We start from the raw sequence: 17,351 nt of genomic DNA on the forward strand, positions 1-17,351 counted from the left end.
GGCGTAGGGTTGTTCGCCCGACGCTGAATGCGGGCGTGGAACATGACATGATCAGGCAAGACAACGTGACATGACCTTGAAAACAAACAGAACCCGGCGCTTTGTCATGGCCGGGCTCGGGGCGCTTGTGCTTCCGGGGGTGGGGCAGGCGGCACCGCCGCAGACCTCTTTGCGCCCGCGAGCCCGCACGGCCGAGTTCGCGCGCATGGCCGGGGGCGGTGTCGATGCGTTGATCGCCCGTTTCGGGCTGAGCGGGGATGTCGTCTGTGCGGTGGCGGATGTCGAGACCGGGCTCGAACTGGAGGCGGCAAACGGAACGACCGGATTGCCGCCCGCCAGCGTCGCCAAGGCGCTGACCGCGCTCTATGCGCTGGAAACGCTCGGCCCTGACTACCGTTTCCGGACGCGGCTGCTGGCGGCGGGTCCGATCCGCAACGGCATCCTGGAGGGAGACCTGATCCTGGCGGGCGGCGGCGATCCGATCCTGACCACCGATGACCTGGCCACGCTGGCCAGCGCCCTGAAGAGCGCGGGAATTCGCGAGCTGCGCGGTGCGTTCAAGGTTTATGAGGGGGCGTTGCCTTTCGTGAACACGATCGATCCCGGCCAGCCGGATCACGTGGGATACAGCCCGGCGGTGAGCGGCATCGCGCTGAATTTCAACCGGGTGCATTTCGAGTGGCGCGCCTCTGGCAAGAGCTATCGGGTGGCAATGGACGCCCGCACCGAACGCTATCGCCCCGAAGTGGCGATGGCCCAGATGAAAGTCGTGTCGCGCAGCCTGCCGGTCTATACCTACGAGGATGCGGGCAGTGTCGATCAATGGACGGTCGCGCGCGGGGCATTGGGCGGGGGCGGTGCCCGATGGTTGCCGGTACGCCGGCCGGGGCTGTATGCCGGTGACGTGTTCCGGACCATGGCGCGGGCGCAGGGCATCGTGTTGCCCGCCGCGCAGATCACCGGGGGGCTGCCGCAAGGGAGTGAAGTGCTGGCGACCCATGAGAGTGCCCGGCTGGTCGCGATCGTCAAGGCGATGCTGAAATACTCGACCAACCTGACCGCCGAAATGGTCGGCATGAGCGCCAGCGTCGCGCGTGGCGGGCACCCGGACAGTTTACGCTCATCCGCCGACGCGATGAGCCGCTGGGCCGCCGAGCGGTTCGGGATGTCGGGAACCCGCCTGGTCGATCATTCGGGGCTGGGCGAAGAGTCGCGGATGACGCCGCAGGACCTGGTTGCCGCATTGGTGAACGCGCGCCGGGACGATGTCTTGCGGCCTCTTTTGAAACCCTTTGTCCTGCGCGACGCCCAGGGCCGGTCCAACAAGGCGCACCCGATCACGGTGAATGCCAAGACCGGGACGCTGAATTTTGTATCGGGGCTTGGCGGTTATATGACGGCCACCGACGGCACCGAGCTGGCCTTTGCCATTTTTGCCGCCGATACCGATGCCCGCAGCCGCATTCCCCGTGCCGACCGTGAACGGCCCAAGGGTGCGCGCAGCTGGAACCGGCGAGCCAAGACTTTGCAACAGCAATTGATCGAACGCTGGGGTGCGCTCTACGGGACCTGAAGCCGGTGCGATGCCGGGGATCAGGTCAGGTGGCGGGCCCGCGATCCACGCTCGATCGCGGCGGCATGCAGCCGGTCGATGTTCAATTCATACCGAATTTCTTCGAGCAGGCGCAGCTCGGGTTCGTGCAGCGTGCCATCCGCCGCCGCCACATCGCAGGCCAGGGCATAGGCGGTTTCAAACAGTCGTTCCGGCAGGTTGTCGCGAATGAGCCCAAAGAGCGCGTCCAGCCCGTCTTCCTGTTCGAAGAGGTCAAACACCACCTGCGAGGTTTGCTTGAGCCGGTCGATGTCATATTCGGCAAAGACCGGAAGCATGTTGATCGACGACTGGATCTTGACCAGTTCGGAGGTGCGAAGATCCTCGTCGGATGCGGAAACCGCGATCATCAGCGCGACAAGGCAGTCTTGTGGGCTGAGCTGGCTGGACGACGAATCTTGCACTGCGCGGGTTCCTTCTGGTTGGCTTGGTCTGGCATGAGGATATTGGCGGCGCTGTGCCAGTACAATAGCAAGCGGCGATCATTTGCCGCCCCCGATGCCATGCCGGATTGGTGTGCGCCATGTTGACGGGGCCACGGCGGCGCAATAGGGAATGCCCCACTGCCGCGCGGGGTGCGCGGCCCCCTGTTTTCGGAGTGTCACATGTCTGAATTGCGCGAAGCTGCACTGGCGTCCAAGGCCTGGCCTTTTGAAGAGGCCCGCAAGCTGGTGAAACGCTATCAGAAGGCTTCGCCGGAGAAGGGCTATGTGCTGTTTGAAACCGGCTATGGTCCGTCTGGGCTGCCGCATATCGGCACCTTTGGCGAGGTCGCGCGCACGACGATGATCCGCAAGGCGTTTGAAACCATCAGCGACATTCCCACGCGGCTGATCTGTTTTTCCGACGATCTGGACGGGATGCGCAAGGTGCCCGGCAACGTGCCCAACCAGGAGATGCTCAAGGAGCATCTGCAAGAGCCGTTGACCCGCGTGCCGGACCCGTTTGGCGAATTCGAGAGCTTTGGCGCGCATAACAACGCGATGCTGCGGCGGTTCCTCGATACGTTCGGTTTCGAATATGAATTCATCAGCGCCACCGAGTTCTACAATTCCGGGCAGTTCGACGCGATCCTGCTGCGCGCCGCCGAGCGCTATGACGACATCATGAAGATCATGCTGAAATCCCTGCGCGAAGAGCGTCAGCAGACCTATTCGATCTTTTTGCCGATTCACCCGGAAACCGGGCGGGTGCTGTACGTGCCGATGAAAGAAGTGAATGCCGCCGAGGGCACCATCACTTTTGATGACGAGGACGGCAAGGAATGGACGCTGCCGGTGACGGGCGGCAACGTGAAATTGCAGTGGAAACCCGATTTCGGTGCCCGCTGGGCGGCGTTGGAAGTCGATTTCGAAATGTATGGCAAGGACCATTCCACGAATACGCCGATCTATGACGGGATCTGCAAGGTGCTGGGCGTGCGCCCGCCCGAGCATTTCACCTATGAGCTGTTCCTGGACGAAAACGGGCAGAAGATTTCCAAGTCTTCGGGCAACGGGGTCAGCATCGATGAGTGGCTGACCTATGCCAGCACCGAGAGCCTGGCCTATTTCATGTATCAGAAGCCCAAGACTGCCAAGCGGATGTATTTCGACGTGATTCCCAAGGCGGTGGACGAGTATCACCAACAGTTGCGCGCGTTCCCGACGCAGGATGCCAAGGCGCAGGTGAACAACCCTGTCTGGCATATCCACGGGGGCGATGTGCCCGAGAGCACGCTGATCGTGCCGTTTTCCATGTTGCTGAACCTGGCCTCGGTGTCCGGTGCCGAGGACAAGGACCAGCTCTGGGGGTTCATTCGCCGCTATGCGCCCGATGCCAGCGCCGAAAGCCATCCGGATCTCGACGCGGCGGCGGGGTTTGCGGTCAAGTATTTCAACGACTTCGTCAAACCGACGCGCGCGTTCCGCGCACCGACCGACGCTGAGCGCGAGGCGCTGGTTGAATTGCGCGCGCAATTGGCGGCCTATGACGGCCCTGTCGAGGATGAGGCGCTGCAGTCCATCGTCTACGCGGTGGGACGCGACCGGTTCGATCCGCTGCGCGGCTGGTTCACGGCACTTTACGAAGTGCTTCTGGGGGCGAGCCAGGGGCCGCGGTTCGGCGGCTTTATAGCGCTTTATGGCGTGGATGAAACCGTGGCGCTGATTGATCAGGCGCTGGCTGGGGAACTGGCCTGATCCGGCGGGGCCGCATTTGGAGCACGGGGCCGCGGCGTGACGCGGCCCTCGCAGGGTGCGGGCCTGTTGGCACGAGATGTCAGAACGCCTGCGCCAGTTGGCTGCGGTCGTTGTGTCTTGTGGTGTTCACCTTGCTGGCAGGTGCGCCGCTGGCGCAACAGGATGAGATCGCGGCGACGATCGATGCCCAGATCGAGGCGTTTCGCTCGGATGATCTCGGGCTTGCCTTTTCACATGCAAGTCCGGCGCTTCGCCGGGTGTTTCGCAATGCCGAGAACTTTGGCGAGATGGTGCGCCGGGGCTATCCAATGGTTCTGGAGCCGTCCGACATTCAGTACCTTGAACTGCGGCAGAAGGCTGGGAGCCTGTGGCAAAAGGTGCGTATCATCGATGCGTCGGGGCGGGCGCACTTGCTGGATTACCAGATGGTAAACGTGGAAAACCGATGGAAAATCAATGCTGTTCTGCTGCTTGAGCCGCCGGTTGACAGCGTCTGACGATGCGTGGCGGCGCGGGCACCGTGACGGTGCTGTGAGCCGGTCTTTACCGTTCTTCAATAGAGCCTTTGCTGCGCGTCCGGGGACATTCCGGACCTGATGGATTTTGCCGCGTGACCGGGTGTGTCGCGTGGCGGTCAATGGGAAAGGGAATTGGATGAACAAGGCAATTACCGACGGTGTCCTGCTTATGCCGCCAGCGTTCGGCAACGGTCTGGACATGTGGTCCAACGGCAATGGCACGCCCGGCTCGGATAGCTATGAGGGTGCCACGAACGCCGCGCTGGTCGTCGCGGACCAGGATTTTGGCGGATGCCTGGAATTGCAGAAAGTCAATTCGGTGCAGAAGCTGCGGTACAAGGGCGAGACCCCTTTGCTGCCGGGCTGCTATTTGCAGATCAGGGCCCGCATCAAGGCGATTGCGGGCGCATTGCCCTCGGTCCGGATTGCCGGTTGGGCCGGAGGTGCGGGCGGCACGCATATCAATGGCAGGATCGAAGTGGGCCCGACGGTGGAACTGGCCACCTATGGAGACGTGGTCGAGGTGGCCGCCATCGTCGGGCCGGGGGCGCGGGGCGGCGTCGATATGGCCTGGGGATCCGATGCGATCTACGGGCATTTCGGGCTGGACCTGACCGGACCCAATGGCGGCGTGGTGCGGATCGACGATATCGAGATCGAGGATGTCACGCGGTTTTTCCTGCGCGACATGATCAGCGTTGTCGACGTGCGCGACTACGGGGCCATCGGCGACGGCGTGAGCGATGATTCCGCGGCCTTTACCGCCGCCGATGCCGCGGCGGCGGGGCGCAAGATCCTGGTTCCGGGCGGGGTGTATTTCCTTGGGGAGGACGTGACTCTGAACGCACCGGTGGCGTTCGAAGGTACGGTCACGATGCCGGTGGACAAGATGCTGCTCTTGACCAAGAGCTTTGATCTGCCGACCTATATCGACGCGTTTGACGACGAGGAACTGGCTTTTGGCAAGGCGTTCCAGGCGCTCTTGAACAATGCCGACCACGAGTCGCTGGATATGTGTGGACGCAAGATCAGCGTGACCCGGCCGCTGGACATGCAGGCGGCGGTGCCCAACAAGGCCAGCTATGCGACCCGGCGGGTGATCCGCAACGGCCAGTTCGACGCCGTCGGCGGATCGGTCTGGAATACCGAGGTTGTCACATCGGAGGCCAGTTATTCGGCGAATAGCGCAACCACTCTGACCGAGGTTGCCAACATCGCCAATATCGCGGTGGGGGCCCTGGTGCAGGGCAATGGTGTCGGGCGCGAGATCTATGTGCGCTCCAAGAATGTCGAGGCCGGAGAACTGACCTTGAGCGCGCCGCTGTATGATGCGCAAGGCACCCAGAACTATACTTTTTCGGACTTCAAGTACCTGATGGACTTCAGCGGTTTTGCAGGGCTGAGCAAGTTCGTTCTGAGCGACATCGAGTTCCAGTGTGGCGGCCATGCCAGCGGGGTCCGGCTGTCTCCGACCGGCAAGGCGTTCCATCTGCGCGACTGTTTCATCACCCGCCCCAAGGATCGTGGCGTGACCTCGATCGGGACCGGATGCCAGGGTTTGCTGGTGGACCGGTGCCAGTTCCTGTCAGCGGAGGATGCCGAGGATGTCCCCGACCGCACGTCGATCGCGCTGAACGTCAATGCCAATGACGCCAAGCTGCGCAACAACCGGGCCACGCGGTTCAAGCATTTTGCCCTGCTCGGGGGATCGAACAGCGTGGTGATCGGCAATCACTTTTTCCAGGGTGACGGCACAACGCTGGGCGTGCGCACCGCGGGGCTGGTGATCGCGGACAATTATTGCAACGCCACCATCACGGGCAATTATGTCGACAACTGCACGATCGAATGGACCAACGAACGCGATCCCGAGCCTGATTTCATCAGCGGTTTTTCCTTTGCCGCGATGTGTATCACCGACAACATCATGCTGTGCAGCAACGTGGCGCCGTGGTTCACCTTTATCGTGGTCAAGCCGCATGGCAGTGGGCATTTCCTGAACGGCGTCACCATCAGCGGCAATCGGTTCCACAGCATCAATGGCAATATCGACCGGGTCGAGCGGGTGGATACCAGTTTCTCGGGCCTGGACTTTACCCGGACCAAGAAGCTGACATTCGATGCAAATGCGTTTCACGGCATCGACATGCAGGCCGCCAACCCCATCCGGGTTCAGCATGAGGCGGTTGGCGTTTCGCAGGCCTGGACCATCGGCGTCGACGGAAATCTGCCATTTGGCGGACGGATCCTGTCGGTTGATTCCGTCATGGCGCAGGGGCCGATCCTCAATTCCGGCGGTGGCGTGACCTATGTTACCCCCTATGCCAGGGCGCAACAGGGTGCGAATGGCGATCAGGCGACGCTGATTTGGCCTTCGGCGGTGCGCGGTGAAGTCAGCGTGATTGCGCGGATGGATCGATAGGCGTTTCGCGCCGGGCTCCGGCGGGGATCGGGGCAAGACCGAGATCGGCGGGCGTCAGCGCAAAGGCCTTGCCAAAGCCCGCGTTCAGGTGCCCGCGCGTCACGGTGAAAATGGCAAAGGCAAAATCGGCAAAGCCGACATAGAGCCGGGCCTTGGGGTGGTCGCGCAGGTAATGCGCGGCCATTTTTTCGTGTTCCGACGAGGTTCTGTCCAGAAAACCCGCGGTGGCTTGCAGTGACAGGCGGGGTTGGTTCAGCGGGTCGCCCTTGCCCACGGCTTCTCCGATCAGCAACGAACAGCGCGGGTCGGATCGCAGGGCCTGGCTATGTGCGGCGAGATCGGAAATCAGCGTCATCGGCACCCCGTCGGGCGCGCAGCCAAATCCGACGCGGGTGACCAATGGGCCACCATCCGGGGTCAGCACCGCCAGCGCCGCAATTCGCGCCGAACCAAGCAGCGACAGGGCAAGTGCGCGGGCGTCGTCATCGGTCGGGCGGATCGGGCTGCTCATGCGCTCAGCATATGGGGAAAGGCCGCGGGGATAAAGGCTTTGTCGCGGGTCAGAAGCTTCGCCAGATGTTGAAGGTGAGCCCGATGGTTCTCTGTGTTGCCGAGCGTCCTTCGAGGCCGAGCACCCAGATGCTTTCACCGACATCGAACATGATGCCCGGGGTGAACGACCAGCTGAAGGGTTGGTTCGGCACATAGGCGGTTTCGAGTTTCAGCAGGGGCCGGATGCGCGGCCCCGAAGACAGGCCGGCCACCAGGTCGAGCTTGAGGGCAGGGTCGGGCAGGGCGCTGCGCACCTCATAGGCCAGCTCTGCGCCCATCCATCCGTTTCCCCAACGGCTTTCGAAACCGCGCCCCACGGCGAGGGCGGCCTTGTACATGGGAAACCACTGCATCTGTTGACGGTGCTTGCCGACGCCGATTTCCACCGCATAGCGCGTGCGGTTGTCGGCCTTGCCGATGGGAAAGCGCGCAAAGAGCAGCGCATGGGCCGATTTGGCGCGCACGTCGTTCACATCGACGCCGAGGGTCATGCCGGGAAACAGCCCGTATTCCGCGTAGATCTTGGTTTCGTAATCAGGGAGCGAAACCTTGTTACCGCGCACGGTGGAGCCAAAGGACAGGAACGAGGTCTTGTGCTCGCGCAGCCAGGCCCCGGCGTGAACCGGAGGTACGCAAACCACGCAAACCAGCAAAGCAGCAATCGCGAACCGCATCGCGCACCCTCCATGCGCCAGCATCGGCAAGCTTGGTTAACAGCGCTTTAACCGGAAGCGGGTTTGCGGTGGCCCAGGACCGCCGTATGGGTCGCGGATACAAAAAAGACCCCGCGGGTGCGGGGCCTTTGATCGTTTGGCGTGAAGACCGGATTTATTGCGGGATGTCGCCTTCGATGCCTTCGACATAGAAATTCATCCCGGCAAGTGTACCGTCATCGGCGGTGTCACCCTCGGCGAGCCAGGCGCTGCCATCCTGTTTGTTCAGGGGGCCGGTGAAGGGGTGATACTCGCCAGACGCTATCGCATCCTTGAGCGCGAGCGCCTCGGCCTTGACCTCGGCGGGCACGGCATCGGTGATCTCGCCGATGCCGACCATGCCTTGGGCGATTCCGTCCCATGTGTTCACGGTTTCCCATGTGCCATCCATCACGGCCTTGGTGCGCGCGATGTAATAGGGGGCCCAGTTGTCGATGATCGAGCTGACCCGCGGCGACGGGGCATATTCGCTCATGTCCGAGGCCTGGCCAAAGGTGATCACGTTGCCGGCGGCCTTGGCGGCGGCCTGCGGCGCGGTCGAGTCGGTGTGTTGCAGGATCACGTCGGCGCCCTGTTCGATCAGCACCTTGGCGGCGTCGGCCTCTTTGGCGGGATCGAACCAGGTGTAGGCCCAGACGATCTTGAACTCGACATCCGGATTGACCTTCTTGGCGTGAATATAGGCCGAGTTGATGCCCCGGATCACCTCGGGGATCGGATAGGAGCCGATATAGCCCACGATGTTGGATTGGGTCATGCTGCCCGCGATATGGCCCTGCACCGCACGGCCCTCGTAAAAGCGGGCGGAATAGACCGAGACATTGGGCGCGGTCTTGTAGCCGGTGGCATGTTCGAATTTCACGTTGGGGAATTTCTTGGCCACGTTGATTGTCTGGTCCATGTAGCCAAACGAGGTGGTAAAGATCAGGTCCGCACCGTTCAGCGCCATCTGGGTCATCACGCGCTCGGCATCGGGGCCTTCGGGCACGGATTCGACATAGGTTGTTTCCACCTTGTCGCCGAATTCGGCCACGACCGCCTGGCGACCCTTGTCATGTTCATAGGTCCAGCCGCCGTCGCCGACAGGTCCGACATAGACAAAGCCGATCTTGGTCTTGTCCTGCGCCATCGCGCCGGATGCCAGCCCCAGCACCATCGCGGCGCTGGCAAGAAATGTGGTGAGTTTCATCAGGTTCCCCCAAGTTGGTTTTGTTGGCCGCTCAGTGAGAGGCGTGGAAAGTTCTGCCCAGCGATGCCGGTGCGTTGCTTTTGTCTTTTGACAGGATCACCAGCACAAGAATTGTGATGAGATAGGGCGACATTGCCAGATACTCGACCGGGATGGCAACGCCTGCCGCCTGTAGGTTGAGTTGAAGAACGGTAATTCCGCCAAATAGATAGGCACCCAGCAGGACGCGCCAGGGTTTCCAGCTGGCGAACACCACCAGCGCCAGCGCGATCCAGCCGACACCGGCGGTCATGCCCTCGGTCCACTGGGGCACGCGCACGAGGCTGATATAGGCCCCGCCCAGTCCGGCACAGGCTCCGCCGAACAGGATCGCGAGGATGCGGATGCGCACCACCTTGTAGCCAAGCGCATGGGCGGCATCGTGGCTTTCGCCAACCGCGCGCAGGATCAGCCCGGCACGGGTGAATTTCAGCGCCGCCCAGACCCCCGCCACCAGCGCGATGCCGAGATAGAGCACCAGGTCGTGGCCAAAGAGGATCGGGCCGATGACCGGAATATCGCTGAGCAATGGGATGTCGAGCCGGCCGGTAGGGGGCGGTTTGATCCCCACATAGTTCTGCCCCATCAGCGCGCTGAGACCCAGCCCGAACAGGGTGAGCGCCAGGCCCGAGGCGACCTGGTTGGCCAGCGCCACCTGCGTCAGCAGCACGAACAGCAGCGACAGCGCAGCCCCGCCGATGGCGGCGGCAACAAAGCCGAGGAAGGGCGAACCGGTTTCCACGGCCACGGCAAAGCCGCTGATCGCGCCGACGATCATCATGCCTTCGACACCAAGGTTCAGGACCCCGGCCTTTTCGGCGACCAGCTCGCCAATGCCGGCCAGCAGGATCGGGGTGGCCGCCACCATCAGCGAGGCGATCAGCAAAACCGGGTTGATTGCAGACAGGTCCATATCAGGCCACCTCGCTCTTGCGCAGTCGGATGCGGTAATTGGTCAGGATGTCCAGCGCCAGCAGGAAGAACAGCAGCATTCCCTGGAACACCTGGATGGCGGCGGCGGGCAGGCCCAGTTGCGATTGCGCGATTTCTCCGCCGATATAGGTCAGCGCCATCAACCCCCCGGCCAGCAGGATGCCAAGCGGATGAAGGCGGCCGAGAAACGCCACGATGATCGCGGTAAAACCGTAGCCGATGTTGAAATCGATGGTGATCTGCCCGGCGGGCCCGGCCACCTCGAACAGCCCGGCAAGCCCGGCCAGCGCACCGGACGCGCCAAGGCAGAACAGGATCAGGCGGGCGGGTTTGACCCCGGCAAACCGCGCGGCGCGCGGCGCTTCTCCTGTCAGGCGAATGTGAAAGCCCAGCATGTGACGGTTCAGCAGCACATAGGCAAAGATCACCGCGATGAACGCAAAGGCCACGCCCCAATGCATGCCGACATCCTGGTTGAGCCAGCTTGTCGCGCTGGCATATTCGTTCAGGTTGCGGCTGCCGGGAAAGCCAAAGCCCTCGGGGTTCTTCAACAGGCCCAGCGACATCGAGGCCAGCATCTGTTCGGCCACATAGACCAGCATAAGCGACACCAGGATCTCGTTGGTGCCGAACCGCACCTTGAGCAGGGCCGGGATCATCGCCCAGGCCCAGCCACCAAGCGCGCCGCCAAGGATCATCAGCGGAAACACGATGACCGAGTCCATCGGGTAAAAGGCAAGGCCGACACCGGCACCGGCAATTGCGCCCATGATATATTGCCCCTCGGCCCCGATATTCCAGATACCGGCGCGAAACCCGAGCGACAGGCCGATCGCGATCAGCACGAGCGGCGCCCCTTTGACCAGCAATTGCGGACGGTAGTAGAACGCGAATTCGCCAAACAGCGGATCCCAGAAAATCGTGCGGATGGCTTCCACCGGGTTCTTGCCCAGCACGGCGAACAGCAGCCCGCCAAAGACCATCGTGGCCAGCACCGCAACCAGCGGCGTTGCCAGCGACCAGTTGCGTGACGGTTGCGGGCGTTTTTCCAGCATTATCATGTTCTTGTCTCCTGCTTTGCAGGTTGTCCCGGCTCAGACATGGGCCACCTCCATCCCGTGCGCGCCACCCATCATCAGGCCGATTTCGTCGATGGTCAGGCCGGTCGTGTCGCGCGGCGTGCTCAGCCGGCCTTCGTTCAACGCGGCAAAGCGGTCGCTGATTTCCATGAGTTCATCCAGGTCCTGGCTGATGCAGATCACCGCCGCGCCATTTGCGGCAAGATCGAGGATCGATTGCCGGATCGCGGCGGCGGCGCTTGCGTCCACACCCCATGTGGGCTGGTTCACCACCAGCACGCCGGGGCGTTGCAGCACCTCGCGGCCAATCACGAATTTCTGCAGGTTCCCCCCCGACAGCGAACGCGCGGCGTTTTCCGGCCCCGGTGTGCGCACGTCGAAATCGGCGATGATGCGTTTGGCGAAGGTCTCGGCATCGCGCCATTTCAGGAAACCGTTGCGTTCCAGGTTCTCGCGCACCGATCCGGTCAGCATGGCGTTTTCCGTCAGGCTCATATCCGGGGCGGCGGCATGGCCAAGGCGTTCTTCGGGCGCGGTCAGCAGGCCCAGCCGCCGCCGCGCGGTCGGGCCAAGATCGCCCACTGGCTTGCCGTTGAGCTTGACTGCGTCCGATGCCGTGGTGACTTCGCCGGACAGCACCGACAGCAATTCATCCTGCCCGTTGCCAGCGACGCCGCCGATGCCCAGAACCTCGCCCTGACGGACGGTCAGGTGGATATTCCTGAGCGCGGTGCCGAAATCCGAGGGCGACGGCACCGACAGCCCGCTGATGTCCAGCGCAATCTCGCCAAGCGCGCGCCCCGAGCGTTCGGGCGGTTGCAGCGCGCTGCCCACCATCAGTTCGGCCATGTCGCGCGCGCTGGTCTCGGCGGGGATGCATTCGCCGACATTTTCGCCCAGCCGCAGCACCGTGGCGTGATCGCACAGCGTGCGGATTTCTTCGAGCTTGTGGCTGATATAGAGGATCGCGGTGCCCTCGGATTTCAGCTTGCGCAGGGTTTCAAACAGGATGTCGACCTCTTGCGGGGTCAGCACGCTGGTGGGCTCGTCCATGATCAGGAGCTTGGGGTCCTGCAACAGGCAGCGGATGATCTCGACCCGCTGGCGCTCCCCGGCCGAAAGGTCGCCCACCGTGCGGAAGGGATCGAGCGGCAACCCATAGGTTTCCGACACGTCGCGGATACGCGCCGCCAGGTCGCGCATGGCGGGCGGGTTCTCCATGCCAAGCGCGATGTTCTCGGCCACGTTCAGGGCATCAAACAGCGAGAAATGCTGAAATACCATGGCGATGCCATCCGCCCGCGCGGCGCGGGGTTCCGGCGGGGCATAGGTCTGGCCATTCAGCAGCATGGTGCCGCTGTCGGGTTTGACCAACCCGTAGATCATCTTGACCAGCGTCGATTTCCCGGCGCCGTTTTCGCCCAGCAGCGCATGGACCTGTCCGACGCCGATGTCAAAGGACACAGTGTTGTTGGCGATCACGCCGGGATAGGCCTTGGTCAGGCCCTGAAGGCTCAGAAGGGGAACTGTCACGCGCTCAGATCCTTTTTGGCATGTGTTGATTGGGCGGGCCGCATCAGCGCCGCCGCGACGCCGATGGCGATCATCCGCGGGTGCTTGCCCAGTGCCGGATCGCCGATCGGACAGGTGATGTCCGCGATGCGTCCGGGGGCGTGGCCAAGGGCGGCCAGCCGCGACCGGAACCGCGCCCATTTGGTTTTCGACCCGATCAGCCCGGCAAAGGTGAAGGCATGATCCAGCAGCCGGTGACACAGCTCGAGGTCGAGCGTGTGCGAATAGGTCAGGATCAGGTGTTCTGCATTGGCGGGCGCGTGCGGGACAAGTGCTGCCGGGTGGGCGGCGGGTATGGTGGTGACGCCGGGCGGGACGGTCGCGGGGAACCGGTTCGCGTCGGTGTCGACCCAGGTGATCGCAAGATCCGGCAGCGGCGCCAGCACATCCACCAGCGCCCGCCCCACATGCCCGGCGCCCCAGACCCAGACCGGGCGCGCGGGCCGGTGGACAGGCTCGATCATCCAGCCCTCGATCAGCTGCGGGGCGGGGGCGATCCCCTGCGCGCGCGCCTTGGCCAGCACCCGGCGCACGGACATCGGCATATCCGTGCTGCAATCGGCGGGACGCGCGACCACATCGGCCCCGAGGGTTGTGAGGCTGGCCTCATCATGGATCTCGGTCAGGAGCGTCACCACCCCGCCACAGCATTGGCCAAGGTCGGGGCCAAGCGCATGTTGGCTCAGCCCCGCGCGCGGCGCGTTGCGGGCGGCTTGCGCGGCCTGAAACTCAAGCGTTCCACCACCGATCGTGCCCGATTGCCCGGTCTCCCAAACCAGCATCGCGGCCCCGACTTCGCGCGGGGATGATCCTCGTATGGCGGCAATCACCACCCGCGTCACCCGGCCATGTTCGGCCACGGCGGCGCGCAGTTCCCCCAGATCAAACCCCATGGCGCACCCGCTGGATCGCGGTCCAGACCTGTTCGGCGGTCGCCGGTGCGTCCAGTGCCGGATAGGCATCGCCACAGGCCGCCACCGCATCGCTGAGGGCGAGAAAGGCCGAGATGCCCAGCATGAAGGGCGGCTCGCCCACCGCCTTGGAGCGATAGATGGTATCTTCGCGGTTCTCACCGTCCCAGAGTGCCACGTTGAATATGTCAGGCCGGTCGGAACAGGCGGGGATCTTGTAGGTGCTGGGCGCATGGGTGCGCAGCCGTCCCGTGTCATCCCAGACCAGTTCCTCGGTAGTCAGCCATCCCGCGCCCTGCACATACCCGCCCTCGACCTGTCCGATATCCAGCGCCGGGTTCAGGGACGCGCCCGCGTCATGCAGGATGTCGGCGCGCAGGATGCGGTTTTCGCCGGTCAGCGTGTCGATGGCAACCTCGGTCACCGCCGCGCCATGGGCAAAATAGAAAAACGGCCGCCCGTGCCCCTTGATCCGGTCCCATTCGAGCTTGGGCGTCTTGTAGAACCCGGTGGCGCTCAGGCTGACGCGCCCGGCATAGGCCAGACCCGCAGCCTCGGCAAAGGAATAGGTCGCGTCGGCGACCTGCACCTGCCCGTCGATGAACCGCACGGCCCCGGCTTGCGCCTGGTGACGCTCGGCCAGGAAAGCGGCGATGCGGTCGCGGATGGTGTCGCAGGCCGCCTTGACCGCCATGCCGTTCAGGTCGCTGCCGGACGAGGCCGCGGTGGCCGAGGTGTTGGGCACCTTGGCGGTGTCGGTGGCGGTGATCCTGACCATCTCAAGCGGGATGCCAAAGCGGCTGGCGGCAACCTGCGCCACCTTCTGGAACAGGCCCTGGCCCATCTCGGTGCCGCCATGGTTCAGGTGAACCGATCCGTCCTGATAGACATGCACCAGCGCCCCCGCCTGGTTGAGGTGGGTGAGGGTAAAGGAAATGCCGAACTTGACCGGCGAAAAGGCGATGCCCTTCTTGATGATGTCGTTGTGGCTATTCCATTCGGCAATCGCGGCGCGGCGGGCGGCATAGTCGCTGCTCCGGAGCAGGGTTTCGGTCATGCGGTGCAGCTCGAAATCCTCGACCACCTGGCCATAGGGGGTGGTATTCGCGGCATTCGCGTCGGGGGCCTCGGCATAGTAGTTGCGCTTGCGCACCTCGACCGGATCCAGCCCCAGATCATGGGCGATATGGTCGATGACCCGTTCGATCCCCACCACGCCCTGCGGCCCGCCAAACCCGCGATAGGCGGTGGCGCTCTGTGTGTTGGTTCTGAGCCGGTGGCTCTCGATCCGCGCATTGGGCAGCAGATAGGCGTTGTCCGCGTGCAGCATCGCCCGGTCCGCGACCGGCAGGGTCAGGTCCTGCGCCCAGCCGCCGCGCGTTTGATGGATGAACTCCACCCCGCGGATGCGGCCGCTGTCGTCGAACCCGGCGCGATAGGTGATGCGAAAATCATGCCGCTTGCCGGTGATGACCATGTCGTCATCGCGGTCATAGCGCATCTTGCAGGCCTTGCCGGTCAGCCGCGCCGCCACCGCACAGGCACAGGCCAGCGCGTTGCCCTGGCTCTCCTTGCCGCCAAACCCACCGCCCATGCGCCGGGTCTCCACCCGGACGCCATGCATCGGCACGCCGATCGCCTCGGCCACCTTGTGCTGGATCTCGGTGGGATGCTGGGTGCTGGAATGGACCAGCATGTCGCCGCCTTCGCCCGGCACCGCAAGCGCGGCCTGTCCTTCGAGATAGAAATGTTCCTGGCCGCCGATCTCGATGCTGCCCTCGACCACACGGGGTGCGTCCGCGATGGCTGCGGCGGCGTCGCCCTTGGTGTAGATGCGCGGTCCCTCTTCAAAACGGCTGTCGGCCTCCATCGCCGCATCAACCGAGAGCAGGGGGGTATCTTCCTCGTATGTCATCCGGCCAAGCCGCGCCGCCTTGCGGGCGGCCAGGTGGCTCTGTGCGATGACCAGAAAAATCGCCTGGCCCACGTGATGCACCGTGCCATCCGACAGCAACGGCTCGTCATGCGCAGAAGGCGAGACATCGTTGGCAAAGGGCAGATCACCGGCGGTCAGCACCGCGACGACACCTTCGGCGGCGCGCACCGCGGCGAGGTCCATCGCTGTGATCCGGCCCCGGGCAATCCCGCTGAGCCCAAAGGCGAGGTGCAGGGTGCCAACCGGTGTCGGGATGTCATCGATATAGCGCGCGCCGCCCGTCACATGCAGGGGCGCGGCGTCATGGGGCAGGGGAGATGTGACACTCATGCGCTGACCTCCAGAACCGAAACCGTCTGGCCGTTATCTTCGGCGAAATACCGCGCCAGCATCGCCCGCGCGATTTCGAGCCGGTAACGGGACGAAGCGCGCATATCGCTCATCGGAGAGAAATCGGCGTCAAAACCGGATTGCGCCGCCCGGATTGTTGCGGCGGTCCAGGGCTGCCCGATCAGCGCGGCTTCGACGGTTTCGGCGCGTTTCGGGGTCGCCGCCATGCCGCCAAAGGCAATCCGCGCCGCGCGTACCGTGCCGTTTTCCACCGTGATATTGAAACAGCCACAGACGGCGGAAATATCCTGATCGAACCGCTTGGACAGCTTGTAGCACCCGAGCCGGTCCGGTTGGCGCGGAAAGCTGACGGCTTCGACAAATTCGCCGGGTGCGCGGTCTTGCTTGCCATAGGCGACAAAGAAGGCTTCCAGCGGCAGGCTGCGGCGCAAGTCGCCCTTGCGCAGATGCAGAGTCGCCCCAAGCGCGATCAACGCGGGCGGGTTGTCGCCAATCGGTGAACCATTGGCGATATTGCCACCGACGGTCGCGGCATTGCGCACCTGCACGCTGGCATAACGGCGGATCATCTCGGCATAAGACGGGTGCAGATCGGCCATCGCCGCGCCCAACGCGTTCATGTCGGCCATCGCGCCAATGCGGATCTCGGAAGCGTTGATCTCGATGCGGCGCAGATCGTCACACCGGTTGAGAAAGATCACCGGATCAAGGTCGCGCAATTGTTTGGTTACCCAGAGCCCCACATCGGTCGCGCCGGCAACCAGCGTCGCATCCGGGTGACGGGCATAGATCTCGGCAAGCGCGTCGGCGCTTTCGGGCAGCAAGGGCGTGGCCGGCGGCGCAATGGGTGCATCATCGCGCACCCATTGCGGCACCGGCTGCGTCGCGGCGGCCTCTGCGGCGCGGATGATCGGGGCATAGCCGGTACAGCGGCACAGGTTGCCCGCCAGCTGGTCATCGTGATCGCGCGCCCCGTTCAGATGCGCGGCGGTCATCGACATGACAAAGCCCGGCGTGCAGAATCCGCATTGGCTGCCGTGATGGGTGATCATCGCCTCTTGCACCGGATGCAGCGCGCCGTCGGGGCCGCTTACGCCTTCGACCGTGCGCACCGCCTTGCCCTGCAATTGCGGCAGGAACAGGATACAGGCATTCAGCGCCCGCGCCCCGCCACCATCGGTCACCATCACCGTGCAGGCCCCGCAATCGCCCTCGTTGCAGCCCTCCTTGGTGCCGGTCAGGTGCCGGTCCTCACGCAGCCAGTCGAGCAGCGTCATCGTCGGTGAAACACCTGACAACGCTACGGTCTCTCCGTTCAGAAGAAACGTGATGTCCATGTCTGAA

The 17,351-nt window shown here is 63.7% G+C and carries 14 protein-coding genes; 4 read left to right on the top strand and 10 right to left on the bottom strand.

Going from position 1 to position 17,351, the window contains the following annotated elements; translation table 11 throughout:
- The first annotated feature begins 70 nt into the window (after positions 1-70).
- Complete coding sequence (gene dacB, locus ACP15R_RS19215) at positions 71-1,573, top strand: D-alanyl-D-alanine carboxypeptidase/D-alanyl-D-alanine endopeptidase (RefSeq protein ID WP_424987852.1); 1,503 nt, start codon at positions 71-73, stop codon at positions 1,571-1,573.
- A gap of 20 nt (positions 1,574-1,593) precedes the next feature.
- Here the strand turns inward: dacB and ACP15R_RS19220 are convergent, their stop codons facing one another.
- Positions 1,594-2,016 carry a tellurite resistance TerB family protein gene (locus ACP15R_RS19220; RefSeq protein WP_424987853.1) on the bottom strand — a complete coding sequence of 141 codons (423 nt, stop codon included), beginning with the start codon at positions 2,014-2,016 and terminating at the stop codon, positions 1,594-1,596.
- Positions 2,017-2,217: 201 nt separating this feature from the next.
- On the opposite strand from ACP15R_RS19220, the gene ACP15R_RS19225 reads away from it, so the two are divergent.
- The 3 genes from ACP15R_RS19225 to ACP15R_RS19235 all read left to right on the top strand — a co-directional run bounded on the left by ACP15R_RS19225 (position 2,218) and on the right by ACP15R_RS19235 (position 6,732).
- The gene (locus tag ACP15R_RS19225; RefSeq protein WP_424987854.1) at positions 2,218-3,792 is read left to right on the top strand and encodes a lysine--tRNA ligase; all 1,575 of its coding nucleotides are present in this window, start codon (positions 2,218-2,220) and stop codon (positions 3,790-3,792) included.
- 122 nt (positions 3,793-3,914) lie between these two features.
- Positions 3,915-4,289, top strand: coding sequence for a DUF4864 domain-containing protein (locus ACP15R_RS19230; protein WP_424987855.1), 375 nt, complete (start codon positions 3,915-3,917; stop codon positions 4,287-4,289).
- Between the two features lie 157 nt (positions 4,290-4,446).
- Positions 4,447-6,732, top strand: a complete 2,286-nt coding sequence (locus tag ACP15R_RS19235; RefSeq protein WP_424987856.1) for a hypothetical protein — start codon at positions 4,447-4,449, stop codon at positions 6,730-6,732.
- Here ACP15R_RS19235 and ACP15R_RS19240 read toward each other — a convergent pair.
- The 9 genes from ACP15R_RS19240 to ACP15R_RS19280 all read right to left on the bottom strand — a co-directional run bounded on the left by ACP15R_RS19240 (position 6,704) and on the right by ACP15R_RS19280 (position 17,344).
- Positions 6,704-7,243 (bottom strand): HugZ family protein, encoded by a 540-nt coding sequence (locus ACP15R_RS19240; RefSeq protein ID WP_424987857.1) that lies wholly within the window; start codon positions 7,241-7,243, stop codon positions 6,704-6,706. The genes ACP15R_RS19235 and ACP15R_RS19240 overlap by 29 nt on opposite strands.
- 49 nt (positions 7,244-7,292) lie before the next feature.
- A complete protein-coding gene (locus tag ACP15R_RS19245) occupies positions 7,293-7,958 on the bottom strand; it encodes a hypothetical protein (protein WP_424987858.1) in 666 nt (221 codons plus the stop codon).
- 154 nt (positions 7,959-8,112) lie between these two features.
- Complete coding sequence (locus ACP15R_RS19250) at positions 8,113-9,186, bottom strand: BMP family ABC transporter substrate-binding protein (RefSeq protein WP_424987859.1); 1,074 nt, start codon at positions 9,184-9,186, stop codon at positions 8,113-8,115.
- A gap of 31 nt (positions 9,187-9,217) precedes the next feature.
- Positions 9,218-10,138 (bottom strand): ABC transporter permease, encoded by a 921-nt coding sequence (locus ACP15R_RS19255; protein WP_424987860.1) that lies wholly within the window; start codon positions 10,136-10,138, stop codon positions 9,218-9,220.
- A 1-nt stretch (position 10,139) separates the two neighbouring features.
- Positions 10,140-11,219 carry an ABC transporter permease gene (locus ACP15R_RS19260; protein ID WP_424987861.1) on the bottom strand — a complete coding sequence of 360 codons (1,080 nt, stop codon included), beginning with the start codon at positions 11,217-11,219 and terminating at the stop codon, positions 10,140-10,142.
- A gap of 33 nt (positions 11,220-11,252) precedes the next feature.
- Positions 11,253-12,770, bottom strand: a complete 1,518-nt coding sequence (locus ACP15R_RS19265) for an ABC transporter ATP-binding protein (RefSeq protein ID WP_424987862.1) — start codon at positions 12,768-12,770, stop codon at positions 11,253-11,255.
- A complete protein-coding gene (gene xdhC / locus ACP15R_RS19270; RefSeq protein ID WP_424987863.1) occupies positions 12,767-13,702 on the bottom strand; it encodes a xanthine dehydrogenase accessory protein XdhC in 936 nt (311 codons plus the stop codon). Before xdhC ends, ACP15R_RS19265 begins: the two co-directional genes overlap by 4 nt.
- The gene (gene xdhB, locus ACP15R_RS19275) at positions 13,692-15,986 is read right to left on the bottom strand and encodes a xanthine dehydrogenase molybdopterin binding subunit (RefSeq protein WP_424987864.1); all 2,295 of its coding nucleotides are present in this window, start codon (positions 15,984-15,986) and stop codon (positions 13,692-13,694) included. Before xdhB ends, xdhC begins: the two co-directional genes overlap by 11 nt.
- Positions 15,983-17,344 (bottom strand): xanthine dehydrogenase small subunit, encoded by a 1,362-nt coding sequence (locus tag ACP15R_RS19280; protein WP_424987865.1) that lies wholly within the window; start codon positions 17,342-17,344, stop codon positions 15,983-15,985. The genes xdhB and ACP15R_RS19280 overlap by 4 nt, the downstream gene beginning before the upstream one ends.
- Positions 17,345-17,351: the final 7 nt, after the last annotated feature.

The sequence above is a fragment of the Microbulbifer sp. S227A genome (genome assembly GCF_049800935.1).